This window comes from Vibrio ponticus, from assembly GCF_009938225.1.
In the GTDB taxonomy this organism is placed as follows: Bacteria; Pseudomonadota; Gammaproteobacteria; order Enterobacterales; family Vibrionaceae; genus Vibrio; species Vibrio ponticus.
Window position 1 is genome coordinate 408,354 of record NZ_AP019658.1, and the last position, 14,518, is coordinate 422,871.

Sequence of the window (14,518 nt, forward strand, 5' to 3'; positions counted from 1 at the left end):
AGCTTCTTGATTCATGATTAGCGATGTTGCAAGCACGGGCAAGGAGCGCCTAGTTTAATAGACAAAGATTTAGCAGAGAGATTTAGCTTTCTACAGGCTATAGCTTTGCCAAGTGGTCGCGTTTGGGATGTGTTTCTTATTGTGAGGATAGGAATATTTTCCTGAAGAGAAGAGCCGTCATGTCACTCGTATCTGAACTGAAATCACAGAATGTGCGCTACTTCAAATCATGATTAGTAGACGAATGGTGTTTATTTTATAAAATGCAAACATAACTAAGAGATTCTCGTTTTTATAGCCTGTGAAAATAAAAATTGAATCGATAAGATAAAATTTTCTTACTATATAAAAATGATTTTTGTTGCGTTTTTGTAAATAAAGCTCAAGCTATTGTTTGATTAATTAATATTTTGATTAATAAAATATGTATCTATTTCTGTGCTTTTAGAGCTAAATAAACAAAAAAGACATATCCAGTTGCCTTGTAAATAGTTTTGTACAGGTGGTGTGCAAAGAATGTACATGCCAAAAGTGTTTGCAACCTCCCATTTACTTGCTTTGATGCAAATTTCAACACTGATTTCTAGGTATTGACCTCTTACTTTTCTAATTAAAAGAGATGTGATCTCTCAATTTTTAATTAATCTCTCTGTTGTTTATTATATACAAGTAATCCAATTTCGTTTATTCGTCTGACTCTTTCCTAGTTCTTAAATGGTCTATTTAATAAGTGCCAGTCCCTACTGTTAATAATAAAAAGGCAACATATGGAAATAACCACAACAACATCGACAAACAGCATGTCGAAGGTGATTGGCGGCGGTTTAATTATCGCTGGTACATCTATCGGTGCTGGTATGCTTTCTATCCCGCTGATGTCAGCAGGATTAGGTTTTGGCGTGTCTGTTCTACTACTTTTTGGTTTCTGGGCATTGATGACATATACCTCTATGTTAATGCTAGAAGTTCACCAACATGCTGATAGTTCAGCGACGCTACACACTCTTTCTACCAAGTTTTTGGGTAACCCTGGCAAAATTGCGGCAACCATCGCGACATTTATGCTTCTATATGCACTATGTGCAGCATACGTAGCGGGTGGCGGTAGCAACATGGCGACTCGTCTAGACCAGCTAACGGGTATTCAGATCCCTGCTTGGATGAGCTCTCTGATCTTCGTTACTATCGTAGCGGCGCTTGTAGCAGCTGGTACAGCGGTGGTTGATAAAGTAAACCGTGTTCTGTTTGGCGCTATGATGTTAGCAATGGCAGGTGTACTGGTTTTCTTGAGCCCTAATATTTCAGGTACGCTGCTAGCAGCTTCTCCAAAAGGTTGGGGTCTGTTCTTCGCAGCTCTACCGGTAATCTTTACATCGTTTGGTTTCCACGGTTCTATCCCATCAATCGTTACTTATTTCGATGGCGAGACTAAGAGCCTACGTACAGCGATGCTTATTGGTTCTTGTATCCCTCTAGTCGTTTACTTGTTCTGGTTGGCTTGTACTCTTGGTGTTGTTCAGCAAGACATCCTAATGGAGAACGGTGAACTAGGCGCGATGATTGCCATTCTAGGTGAAACTCTAGGTAGCTCGAACATTGCGGTGATGATCGGTCTATTTGCTGACTTGGCACTTGTGACGTCTTTCTTGGGTGTTTCCCTAGGTCTATTCGATTACCTACGTGATACTACGAAAGACAAGTTGAAAGGTAACCGTGTATCAGTGGCACTTGTTACATTCCTGCCACCACTAGCGTTTGCTTTGTTCTACCCACAAGGCTTTATCATGGCTCTAGGTTACGCAGCGATCGCTCTGGTTGTGATTGCTATCTTCCTACCAGTTGCTATGACTATCGCTTCGCGTAAAGTGCACAAAGAAGCTCACCTATACCGTGTTAAAGGTGGTCCAATCGCAATGGGTCTAGCAACACTTTGTGGTGTGGTTATTATCCTAGCTCAATTTATCGCTTAACTTAGTACGGCTTTAAACAGCAAATACTTAGCAGATAACAAAGCTAAATCCTTAATTCGAATGCCGTTCACCTAGGTGAGCGGCATTTTTGATCGCCTAGTCTCCCATTGGCTTACGCCACCAAACTCCATAAGAGGTAGCCATTTAAACCTAGAACAAAGCTGACAATAATCGCACCCAGTAGAGAAATGACCCGATTATTACTATAGCTCCCCATAATGGTACTGCGACTGGTGAAAACAAGCAGCGGAATAATCGCTAGAGCCACACCAAAGCTGAGGACGACTTGACTCGCGACCAAGATATCTGTGGTACTGACGCCCATTGCGATAAAGCCAAACGCCGGTAGCATAGTGATGGTTCTACGTAGCCATAGTGGAATGGAAAAATGCACAAAACCTTGCATAACTACTTGCCCTGCGAGTGTGCCTACCACAGTTGATGATAGTCCAGAGGCTATCAATGATAAGCCAAATAGTAGTGCAGCGCCTTTGCCTAATAATGGCGTCAGTGTTTGGTAAGCGGTTTCGATGCTGGCAATGTCACTGCGACCTGTATGATGAAAGACCGCCGCCGCCATGGCAATGATCGCAATATTGACGAAACCCGCGATAGTCATTGCTATTAATACATCAACACGCGTCATTTTTAGCCTTTGTTTCGTGCTGTGCTCGTTTTTTCCGCTGAATAGCGCTGAGTGCAAATACACCACATGAGGCATCACGGTTGCACCTAAGATCGCTGCAGCCAGATAGACTTGTTTTGGCTCAGTAAGAGTAGGCACAAATAAGCCTGTTGCCATTGGGGCAAGCTCAGGTTTGGCTAACATCAATTCGACGATATAAATAACCGCGACGATAATCAGCAAAGCACCGATAAACATCTCAAGTGGTTTTTGGCTACGACGACCGAGAGTGAGAATCGCGAGGCTAAACAGTGCTGTGATCGCCGCCCCTTCAAATAAGCTCACTCCAAGGAGCAATTGGAAGCCAACTGCAGCGCCAATGAACTCGGCAAGGTCGGTTGCCATCGCGATGATTTCAGCTTGAATCCAGTAGGGAACCACCGCCCATTTCGGTAAGTTGTCGCGTAAGTGCTCGGCTAGGTTTTTGCCAGTCACAATACCTAATTTAGCCGAAAGGTATTGGATAAGCATTGCCATGAGGTTAGCCCAGAGCACAACCCAAAGCAGTTGATAGCCGTAAGCCGAACCAGATTCAATATTAGTAGCAAAGTTACCAGGATCGATATAGCCAATGGCAGCGATAAATGCAGGACCAATAAGACGTTTGCTACTGCTCTTAAGTTTGTTTGAATTGCCAAAGGCAACACTAGAAGGAGTGGATGTCAGCGCAGTCATTCTTTTGCTCTCATAATTTCGATGGAGCGAATTTACGCCTGTTAGTTACAAGGGGCTAATTTGTCCTAACTATTATTTTGATAAGTAATAGCGATGAAAGAAGCGAAGCTACGATCGAGAGTTTTCTCGCGTGACTTTCTTACGTGAATTTCTTATGTGACTAGTATGGCTCCGTCAATATAGAAACCATATATGTAGCTCGGTAAACGAAGAAATTAGTGCTCAGAGTCATGAGATTGAGTCGTAACAGGTGACGTTATTTGTAATAGCGGACAGACTATTTTCAATATTGGTTTAAAACGTTTACTTGTTTAAGCGAAAAGAGCAGATGGTGAGGGCAGTGCAATGCTGATTGGGTTAGATATTGGCGGAACTAAAATTGAAGGTGTGATTGTATCGCCTTCCAGTGGAGACGTCGTTAAACGTATTCGTGTTGATACTCCCAAGTCGGGTTATCAAGCATTTTTGTCTGCAGTAAAGTCAGTGATTGATAGTTTGATGGAGACAACCGAAGTGCAGTCTATTGGTGTGGGTTGCTGCGGTTCAATCAACCGTACTACAGGCAAGATACAAGGCGCCAATATACTTTATCTCAATGGAGAAGACTTTCTCGGTGATTTGCGTGCGCATTATAGCCTTCCGGTCGCGTTAACCAATGATGCCAACTGTTTGGCGATATCTGAGTTTGAAACCGGTGCAGCAAAAGAGGCACTTAATTCATGTTTGGCAGTGATCATTGGCACTGGTTGTGGTGGCGGGATCGTTATTCATGGCAACATCGTTGATGGTCAACATGGCTTGGGCGGTGAGATAGGGCATAACCCTTTACCGGGTTATGAGCCTGAAAAGGATGGTCCGACTACTCAGTGTTACTGTGGCTCTTACAACTGCAATGAACTGTTTGTTTCTGGTACAGGCTTTGAGCGTACTTGGGCGCAGAAATATGACAAATTGTCAGCTAAAGCGATCTTTAATCGATACGCTGATGGCGACAAAGATGCCGTTGAACACGTTGAATATTACGCTGATTGTCTCGCAAGGGTTTTAGGTTCGATCGTCAACGTAATTGATCCTGAAGTGATCGTATTAGGGGGCGGCGTTTCTAACCAATCTGCAATCTACCCATTGGTGGAGCAAAAGCTGAAACATTATACCTTTAGTAAAAATGTCACAACTCCAGTTAAACAAGCACTGCATGGCGATTCAAGCGGCGTGCTAGGTGCCGCTTACCTGCCCGTTATGAGTGGTTTGGTTCAGTTAGGGTAATTTCTCCATCACCTTTAAAATCGAGCGCAAGTCAGTTTTCTAGATGATAAAAACCGCCTTAGTTAAGTAAGGCGGTTTTACTTTCAAATTGCAGTGTTAATTGGATATTGAAAATTAATTTGCAGTGTTCCAACCAATCGCGATGTTTTTGTATTGGATCGTTTGCAATTTATCTCCACCAGCATCGTGACGATAAGTATCGAAGTTAGCTGTAAATTGAACATGGTCGACGTCAGATGCGTCCACTAATTGGTGGTTTACATTCTCAAATGCTTCTCCGTCAAATTTACCCGCATTAGGTTTAAAGTAAGTGACATCGTTCATTTGAAAATCGAGGGTTCCTGTACCATTGTCGCCAAACTGAAGATGTTGATTCATCTTGTACCAAGTGTTTGCATTGACATAGTTATTGCCACCGTAGTCTAACCATGACAGATCGGCGTGTGGAGGGTTAATAAATTTTGCTGAAAAACGTTTATACTTATTCGTTGCATAGCGATGATCAGATAGTAAGGTATTACCTGAATTTAGCAGAATACTCGGCAACAAAATAACATCTTTGTTTTCGTTCGTTGCGATAGCAACGTTGAGATCGTAAGCAAAGCAAGCCCCACGTAACTTACTGTTTCCAGTAGGGAATGGAACAGCAAAGTCAGTACCATTAGCGGTAGCCATTTGACCTGTCTCAGCCGCAGCATATGTTACCTCAAGAGCGAATTCTCCGGCATTCTCGACGACGCGAATATTATCGCGACTGTTGCCAAAGGTCAGTGTTCCAGCAGGTAAGTCACCAAGTTGCTGACCGATTTTATCTAGCAAGTCTTGCCCAGTTAATCCATTAATTGATGCTAAGTCTAGCGCGCGAGATTGAGTGAATCCTTTAGTACTACAGTAATTAGCTGCTGGTGGAGTCGTTGGTTCATTGATATCATCATTCTTCCACGCAAAAGTAATGTTTTTAATTTGGACTACTTGCTCTTTCAAATCAGACTCTTTGTCCGCCGAGTGTTTCCAATGACGGTAAACTTCCATCAAAGCTGCAAGTTTGTAGTCGTGGTGAGCATCGACTTGAGTACGAGCCGTTACTGCACCGGCTTTAGCGGTCATAGCGCCTGTTTTGTAGATCATGTCTAATGAACCATCTGCAGTAGATGCACTCCCTACGAAGTCATTTGTTTGCAGCTTTTGCTGCACCAAATGCCACAGGTTTGCGTCGATACGGATGTCTGCGCCATTTTGCTGTAGAACAGAGTTATAAAACTTGTTGTCAGTCGCATCCGTAAATCGAGTACTTAATTTGCCGTAGCGGTCAGTATTTAATTTGTAGGTAAAGCCTTCACCTGGTTGACTTGCAGAGTCTGCCACTAATGGATCGCCACTGGTAAAGCCCGGTAAGAATATATAGTCAGGTGACTTACTTGGATCGCCGTTACCAAGCGGAGTCGATAAGCGGTACAAGTAGGACATCGTTGCTTCTTTCACTTTGCCATTTGGTAGTTCAATGAGGAAGCTAAAGCCATTTTGCATTGGCTTACTTGACGAAGGTTGACCAACTGCTTGTGCGGCGATAGTGGTTTGTAATACATACTGACCTTGAATCATTTCGACGGTAAGGTTTTCTGAATCCCAATTCGAAGCGCCGTCGAATCCCCATTTTGGTGTCACTTTGAATGTGCCAGTCGTTCCTTTCGGTAGACTTTCATTAAGCTGTTGCTGAATACCTGCGACTAAGTCGCTGCCTTGCATGCCTGCTAGTGGTTCTAAATCAATTGCTTTAATATTTGGGTAACCAGCAAGATCCGGTTGATCATCCACCGGTGGTGGTAGAGCAACTTCATCGTTGTTCCAAGCGAAGCTAAGATTTTTGATTCGAACTTTTTGTTCTTGCACGGCACTTATATCATCTGCACCATGCTTGTAGTAACGGTAGACTTCGACTAGAGCTTGCAGATTGTACGGGTGAGTATCATCAACCAAAATACGATCGGTTGTGCTGCCTGATTTAGGCGCAACCACTTCGCGATTAAAGTAGGTGGTCACAGAGCCATTGGCTTGTGCCGTATCCTGGTTAAAATCGTTTACAGTGATGTTTTGCTGAATTAAATCCCACTGACCTTGAGTTGGTTTGATGCCTTTTTCTGCATACTGCAATTGTGCATTGGTTAAGTCACCGTTTGTTGGGTCAGCATATTTTGCATTGAGGTAGCCATAGCGATCGGTTGAGAATTTATAGGTAAATCCCGTTCCTGCGGCGGTCGGTTTATTATTCTGTACTTCAGGTGCGCCACTGGTTAAGCCTGGTAAATAGATGTAATCAGGAGACTTAGCCGCTTCACCAAAACCGAGTGGTTTCGCTAAGCTTAGCTGATAGCTCAATGTAGCTTGTTTAACTACGCCATTAGGCAGTGAGATTTTGAAACTGAATCCATTTAATTCGCTTGCAGAAGGTTTACCCACTTTGCCTGCGGCTAAAGTGGTTTCTAATGCGTAGTAGCCATTGACGTCAACCACGCGAAGGTTGGTGTCATAACCCCACTGCGGAATGATCTCGAATTGTGCAGTTGACGAGCGTGTTAGTAAGCTATCGTTTAGTTGCTTTTCTAAACCATCAATAAGAGCTTGTCCTGTTAGTTCTTTTAGCTCCCCAAGATCAATATTTGCGACAGTTTCGAAGTCACTAAAATCCGGTTCATAGCCACCAGCTGGTGGCGGTGGAATTTGTGGTAGAGCGTCAGGTTTGTCGCTGCTTTCGTTACCACAAGCCATTAATGATAAGCTGATGCTTACCGCTAAAAAACATCTCACAATATTCATTATTATTCCTTTATAAGCGCAAATTGGTAGCTACGACCTTGAAGATCAGTGAGGTCGATGGTGAACGAACCATCGTTATTGGTGGTGATACGGTTTTCGAGATCGCCTTTGGTGATATAGGTATCATCAAATTTGAACTTCACTGAGAGTGAGCTACGAGTAGGGTCTGAAATAGAAACGGTTAAACTTTGATCCGAGTTGGTACGGTAGAGCATCGACATTGGGCTGAATGCTTCAACTGCGCCAGCTTGCCCAGGTTGCCAAAAATTTAAGCCAACTAATTTAAGTTGAGTGTGCTCAACTGCATGGACATTTTCACTATTGCTCAACACATGAATTGATGGTGCAATCGCTTCGCGATCCACAACCGATTTAGTACTATTTGGAAACAGTACATATTGGTATTGATCGCTTGAGTCGTGCTTAAGCTCAGCTTGAGTAAAGCAAGCATTGACTGCCGCATTATTGGTGCCGATCGTATTGTAGTTTCCGCTACGACACGCTTTGGTTACAGTGGCAGTCTGCGGGTTAAGTAGTAAATAACTGATTGGGTTATTTTGTCCATCCACGGTAATGTCTAAACGCTCGAGCTCACCTTCAAATGAGGCTGCCGGCTCAACGCTAATACCGTTTGCTTTCACCTGTGCAGAAGCGATAATTTTTCTGTTTTCAAGGTTAGTCAATGCCGCTGGGTTAGTGACATTACTGCCGAGAGCGACAATTTGTTCGTCAAACATAAACCAAGACTTTTTCGCCGACAGCGTATCGTCCCAGTTGGTGAAATCGAAGCCAGCAATCCCATATTGATCAAGAGAGGTCCCGCCAGACCATTGGATTAGATCTTGACGCTTGCCATCGCCTCTTAATTGACCAGAGCAATTCTCTCTGCTTGAGTCAATCGTCGTGGTGCCAGCTAAGTGATACGGATCAACCACTGGCCAGTAATTGGTGTAATGATCCAATTGCTGGTTGTATAGATAGGTCACACCATCAGCGCTGTACCAACCCTTTAGGTTTTCACCATTGATACACTCATAGTTGCCGACGCGGTTAGAGTGCATAGCAATCGCAAAACTCCAATCCGGGCGATGGTGAACGATACGATCCATCGCCGGAAACTGTTTATGCTGACGACGATCCGTAAGCACGTTAACCGTCGTGTCATCTGCTAGTTGTCGCGCTAACTGTTGGTTACGGAAAAATCGAGGGTTGGCATAAAAGTCAAGAAATGTATCGTTTTCAATATTGGTTTTAATTACTGATTGAAGCTGTTTTTTTACATTGCTCGGTGCCGATTCAATGAAAAATAGCATTGAGTTAAGCACTGCGTGACCAATCTTATGATTTTGCCCAGATAAGCGAGAAACAGCACGTCCGTTGACCATATCCATCATTCGACCATCCACCAGAAATGGTGCATAGGCTTCGAGTAAGAGTGAATAGATCGCTGAGTATTGTTCTGTCTGTTCGTTCCAAGGTGCACTTGCAATTGTCCCTAGTAACAAACCTAACCCTTCTAATAGCTCATTACCGTAACTGCCGTTGTATGGAATGTCAGTGTGTTGGATGAAGGAACCATCAGAGTAGAATCCATCCCCACTTTCTACAAAAGTTATCACGGGTTCAAGGGCATCAACCGCGGTTTGAAAAGCGTCTTGATCATTGGCGAGCAATGCACGAACTAAGACCACCTGCACATTTTGAACGCGGTTAGCACCTGTGGATTCAAAAGGTCGAGGCATAGAAGATGCTGACGCGCCAGCGCCCTCGCTAAGGTGCGTTGGGTTTGGAACGAAGTACTCAATGGCATCAATGTAATTTGTAACCAAAGATGCTGGGAGTTCTTGATACATCAGCACAAGAATGTTGTTTGCTACACGGCTAATACCTAATTGCCAGTGCCACCAATTGCCCCATTCTTCTACGCCAACTTTATAGAAATGTTGATTTAAGATTGCCAAGCCTTCAGTGATAACATCCAGCAGCTCAACACTCTGATATAAGTCGCTTTTCGGTAACTGGTAAGCTTGAGCCATGGTAAATAGACGCTGATAGCTCTTATAGAGCTGGTCTCCAAGTTGCTTTTTGTCTTGTTCTGTTGCTGTCGCTAGGGGTAAATCTAACCAAAGTCCCGCATTGACATTAGTGCGAGATGATTGAAATTGTTGCATCCATTGCGCAGCGTTACGGCTAATATTGGCTGTCGCTTGAGTGAGTTGATCGTCAAACGGGAGACTAGCGTCGCCAATATAGTTTGCTGCCCAATGAGCTCGAACTTCGGTGAACTTAGAGTCAGGAGCAGTGACATCCGAAGATGTCCCTGCTGAATCAGAGTTACAACCGAGCAGGGCACTGGTAATGGTCAGTGCCAATAGCGATTGTCTGACCATTATTTTGCCTCACCAGAATGAATTTTCTGAATTTGGAATGAGTAGCTTGAGCCGTCTAATCCGGAGAGATCAACAGAGAAGTGACGCGAGTCTTTGAGTGATACGCGGTTTTCACCATCGACAACAATTTTGTACTGCCCTTCGAGTGAAAAATCACGATCCCACCAGCTTCGGCTAGGATCCGATACCGATACCGCAATGCTATTTTCAGTCGATTTCAAAATAATCGACATTGAGTTATCCGCAGTGATGATGCCAGCTTGAGAATCATCCCAGAAATTCGCTGCGAATAAACCGAGTCGATTGTGAGCGACAGCTTGTACCTGTGAGTTATTTGCGACAACATCGATTGGCAACTGTTTCGCCGAATCAAAGTTGTTACTTAGACTAGGCACAATAGCGTAAGCGTAACTTCCATTAGTCTCTGCAGAATGCTGAAGTGTCGCTTCGATAAAACAGCCAGTTAACTCACCTTTGTTCGTGCCGATGTCAGCCCAGTTACCTTGGCGACAAACTTTAGATACTTTAATTGGTTGCTCATCTAGAGATAGGTATTGAACACTTGGTTTTGAGCTATCGAACTCAATACTTAGCGAAGTCAAAGGTTGTTCTACAGAGCGATTGTCTGCCAATAACTTACCATTAAACGTCACCTTTGAGTTTTCCGGAATTTTTCGGTTTTCCAATGTGGTTACGGCATCATTTGCACTCTTGTTGCGGATATCAGCACCAAGTGCAATGATCTCATCGTCAAACATAAACCAAGACTTTTTAGCTTCTAGGTCTTGGTTCCAACTAACGAATTGCATACCAGCAATACCATATTGCTCAAGGCTTGCACCGCCTGTCCAATCCATTGAACCTTGGCGACCATCTCGCTGTGCTGAAAGCTGACCACTGCATAAAGAACGTTCAACTTGCAGTGTGGTTGTGCCAGGTAATTTGAACGAGTCAACTAACGGCCAGTAATTATTGTAGTGAGCCGAACCTTGATTATAGAGGTACCCCATGCCATCAGCGGTATGCCAGCCTTTTAGGTTTTCGCCATTAATACATTCATAGTTACCAACGCGATCTGAGTGCATCGCAATACCGAAGCTCCAAGTTGGGCGGTGGTGAACAATACGATCCATTTCGGCAAATTGCGTATGAGTGCTGCGTGGTGCTTGTGGTTTGATTTGATTATCTGCAAGTAACTGCTGAGCAAGCTGATAGCTACTAAAAATAGTAGGTTGAGCAATGCCATTTTCACTGCGTTGTAGCTGACTCTTTAGGAATTCTCCGAGTTGTTGCTTATAGTTTTCTGGTGCGCCAGGTAGATATAGCAACATTGAACTCAACATGGCTTGCCCGACTTTTTGGTTTTGACCTGATATCCTTGAAATCGCTCGGCCGTTTACCATGTCCATCATCTTGCCATCGACCAATAAAGGCGCGAAAGCCTCTAAAAGTAATGGATAGATTTTTTGCAGATTAGGGTCATTGGCTTGCCAAGGCGTGTTTGCAACTAGCCCCATTAGCATGCCTAGACCTTCAACCATTACTTGTCCATATGTACCGCTGTATGGCAAATCTTTATGCTGAATAAATGAGCCGTCTTGGTAAAAACCATCACCTTCAGTTACAAATGGGATAATGCTAGATAGGGATTCAACCGCCGATTTAATTTCGTTCTCATTATTGTCGAGAATGCCTCGAATAAGTACTACCTGAGCATTATCTGTGCGGTTACCACCTGTAGATTCAAACATCAATGGAGCAGAAGAGTAAGGTGCACCATATCCTTCACTTAAGTGTGTAGGTCGAGGAACAAAGTAGCGAGATGCATCAACGTAATTGCTAATGATTTCTTGAGGCAGCTCATCATATAGTACTACTAACGTGTTGTTAGCTACGCGTCCAATGCCAAGTTGCCAATGCCACCAGTTGCCCCATTCAGCTGTACCAACATGGTAAAAATTGTCATGAAGAAATGCTAGTGACTCGACGAGCATCGCAAGTAGCTGGGGATCATTTTCAAGTTCACCGCCAGGGAGTTTATACGCACGAGCTAGCGTGAAAATACGTTGGTATGTGGCGTAAAGTTGAATACCTAGCTTTCTTTTTTGCTCGGCATTGTCGGTTTGGAGAGGAAGATCTGCCCACAATCCATTTTCATCAATGGTCAGTTGATCCAGCCACTGTTTTGCTTGGTGGTTAATTTTGGTAATTTCGTTAGTCAATTGCTGATCAAAAGCCATTGTTTGATCACCGAGGAAATAACTTGCCCAGCGATGACGAACAATAGAGTAAAAATCTTGGGTTGATACACGCACTGGCGCTGCATCAACATCAGTTGTTGTGTTTGCAAAAACGGGCTCAGCATGCAGTCCCGTACATCCGATCACAGCGATCAGAGCAGATAGAGATGTAGTTTTCAAAACAGTACCCTTTTTAGATGTCAGAGATGCAATTAGAAAATGCGTTGGATGCCAAATTTAGCGAAGAACTTATCGCGGTCAGGCAGCTCTTCACCCCAAGTGCCATGTTGGTCTTCGACTTGGTAGTAGGTTTCGTAAATAAGGTTCCATTTACCAGAAATGCCCACATTGCCGAATACGCCTGCACGTGAGTAATTGTTATCTCTTTTCAGTCCCCAACGTTCAGGATCACTATGAGAACGATCGGTAATCTCTCGCCCTAAGCCATAGCGAATAAAAGGATTGATAGTGGCGCGTCCGATTTTTTGGCTATAAACCAAGCGGAATTGCCAATAGTCGATATCAAAGTTGTTTTCGTAGCTATCGTATTCGGTATAGAAGTGGGGCTTGATCGATGAGCCATTCGCGAATCGATATAGCCAACCAAATTCGGCTTCATAACCCCAATCGGTATAGTTTTGTGGCTGGGTATCACCCATGCGAATGCCTTTTGCATCTCCGATATACCAGTGTCCACTCAAAAATGCTTGGCTGTTCGAATTGAAGAAATAGTCGAATTGAGGGTAAAGACGATACTCAGTTTCGTATCTATCTATGTCATATCCGTTATATCGGACGCCGACACCTGGGCGAAAACGCCAAGCACCCTTGCGGTTCATTTGAGTGTAATGCAATTCTAAGCGATCAACTTGAGCGTTCACTTCTCCATTAGGGAAGAGCTCTTCATTGGTGTAATACTTCTTAAATGCTCTGCCCCAAATATTCCATTCGTTGCTGGTTGGGGAATGCGAGAAGCGCACATAAGGGGTATAGGCGTTTAAACGCTCATAGTTATATGTCGCTCCCTGATCGGTTTCATCGAAGTATTGTTCATATTCGGTACCCACTTCAACCCAAGTTCGAGCGAGTGCGGGTGAGCAAAGTATGGTGGCTGATGCACTCAGCAATGCCGCCAAACGAGTCGTGTTTTTCATATCCGTCCCTCAAATAAGGAATGAACAGGAAGAGGCTGGGAGGCCTGAACACCGCGCTGGGATTAGCGATTTTTCATTCTCTTATTTTTATTTGTTTTCATTTTCACTAGGTGGCGGATTATCTATGACAAAATTTTCACGAGCAATAGCACATAAAAAGCGGATTTAATTATTGATAATATAATCACATATATTTATCAGAATAGGTTGTCTTGGTGTGACCTGGATAACAAAAATAGACTTGCTCGATATGCAATCTGATCTGTAAAAATGACGCTCTCATTGTAAGTTATTGATTTATATTGGTTTGATGTCTGTTTCTCTAGTCGGGCAAATATTCGCTAAATAGCTCGGATTGAATGGGGTCTTACATGCGCTATAATGCAGAAACTTTAATTACGGAAAATTGTGAGTTTAGTCATGCTTAGGATAAAAAGTAATTGCTCAATAAAAAATCTTGAAAGAGAATTACTGCAAATGAAAACAAATGAAAAATCTGATTTATGTGCGTCGAAAAAGCTAGAGGGGACGCAGTAATGAAAACCGCCATAGAACGAAGACTCGAAATCGCGAATATGGTTGGTGTACGTGGAAAGATGCACGTTGATGAGCTTGCCGAGTATTTCAATGTTACGGGAGCAACAATTCGTGCAGACCTACGTTTTCTAGATGAGAACGGGTATATCGTACGCTCGCATGGTTTTGCATTAGTGAATCGAGATGTGCTGTCAAAACTTGCAATGTCAGCAACGTCGAAAAATCAGAGTGGAAGTACAGATTTTTATGAATATGTTGCTCATGCGTTTTACGGGGCATTAGAAGAGAAAAGTACGATTTTTGTTGATAGTAGTCCATTGATCAGAAAATCGTTGAAGTATCTTAAAGATATTAAAGGAGCGACTGTCGTTACCCGAGATCTTAATTTGATTCAAAAGGTTCCCCACATAACGGATTGCAAATTTTTCGTTACAGGTGGTCGTGTGAATACAGAGTATATGAAAATGACTGGTTCACACATGATAAATAGTTTAAGACAGTATCGTTTTAACAATGCGCTTATTCATGTAGAGAGTTTTAACACCAAGTTAGGGGTGTTCTCTAAAAGTGAGTTTGATGCTGACATGATTAGATTACTTTGCGATTTGTCTGAGAAAATCACTATTGTAGTAGAGTCATCAGCCTTTAGTAATAACGACTCATTTTGGACATGTGAGCCAAATAAAATAGATACTGTCATCACGGATTACAATTTGGATGACGAAACGAAAAAGTCATTGGAATTGAATAATGTAAAAATATTAAAGTTAAATATTAATAAATAAAG

General features: G+C 43.1%; 8 protein-coding genes. 3 read left to right on the plus strand and 5 right to left on the minus strand.

What is annotated here, in order from left to right:
* The first annotated feature begins 767 nt into the window (after nt 1-767).
* Nucleotides 768-1,970 (plus strand): aromatic amino acid transport family protein, encoded by a 1,203-nt coding sequence (locus tag GZN30_RS16355; protein ID WP_075652529.1) that lies wholly within the window; start codon nt 768-770, stop codon nt 1,968-1,970.
* Nucleotides 1,971-2,082: 112 nt separating this feature from the next.
* On the opposite strand, the gene GZN30_RS16360 is transcribed toward GZN30_RS16355, so the two are convergent.
* The gene (locus GZN30_RS16360) at nt 2,083-3,330 is read right to left on the minus strand and encodes an Nramp family divalent metal transporter (RefSeq protein ID WP_075652528.1); all 1,248 of its coding nucleotides are present in this window, start codon (nt 3,328-3,330) and stop codon (nt 2,083-2,085) included.
* 345 nt (nt 3,331-3,675) lie between these two features.
* Here GZN30_RS16360 and GZN30_RS16365 point away from each other — a divergent pair, with 345 nt between their 5' ends.
* The gene (locus tag GZN30_RS16365) at nt 3,676-4,596 is read left to right on the plus strand and encodes an ROK family protein (protein WP_075652527.1); all 921 of its coding nucleotides are present in this window, start codon (nt 3,676-3,678) and stop codon (nt 4,594-4,596) included.
* Between the two features lie 114 nt (nt 4,597-4,710).
* Here the strand turns inward: GZN30_RS16365 and GZN30_RS16370 are convergent, their stop codons facing one another.
* From GZN30_RS16370 to GZN30_RS16385, 4 genes are read right to left on the minus strand one after another with little or no spacing between them, the layout of a single operon-like run.
* Nucleotides 4,711-7,410, minus strand: a complete 2,700-nt coding sequence (locus GZN30_RS16370) for a hypothetical protein (RefSeq protein ID WP_075652526.1) — start codon at nt 7,408-7,410, stop codon at nt 4,711-4,713.
* A gap of 2 nt (nt 7,411-7,412) precedes the next feature.
* Entirely contained in the window at nt 7,413-9,800 is a 2,388-nt protein-coding gene (locus GZN30_RS16375) for a polysaccharide lyase 8 family protein (RefSeq protein WP_075652525.1), read from the minus strand.
* Nucleotides 9,800-12,220, minus strand: a complete 2,421-nt coding sequence (locus tag GZN30_RS16380; RefSeq protein ID WP_075652524.1) for a polysaccharide lyase 8 family protein — start codon at nt 12,218-12,220, stop codon at nt 9,800-9,802. Before GZN30_RS16380 ends, GZN30_RS16375 begins: the two co-directional genes overlap by 1 nt.
* A gap of 32 nt (nt 12,221-12,252) precedes the next feature.
* Nucleotides 12,253-13,194: a hypothetical protein gene (locus tag GZN30_RS16385; protein WP_075652523.1), complete on the minus strand. Its 942-nt coding sequence runs from the start codon at nt 13,192-13,194 to the stop codon at nt 12,253-12,255.
* 536 nt (nt 13,195-13,730) lie between these two features.
* Between GZN30_RS16385 and GZN30_RS16390 the strand changes: the two genes are divergently transcribed.
* Nucleotides 13,731-14,516, plus strand: coding sequence for a DeoR/GlpR family DNA-binding transcription regulator (locus GZN30_RS16390; protein WP_232060517.1), 786 nt, complete (start codon nt 13,731-13,733; stop codon nt 14,514-14,516).
* Nucleotides 14,517-14,518 lie beyond the last annotated feature (2 nt).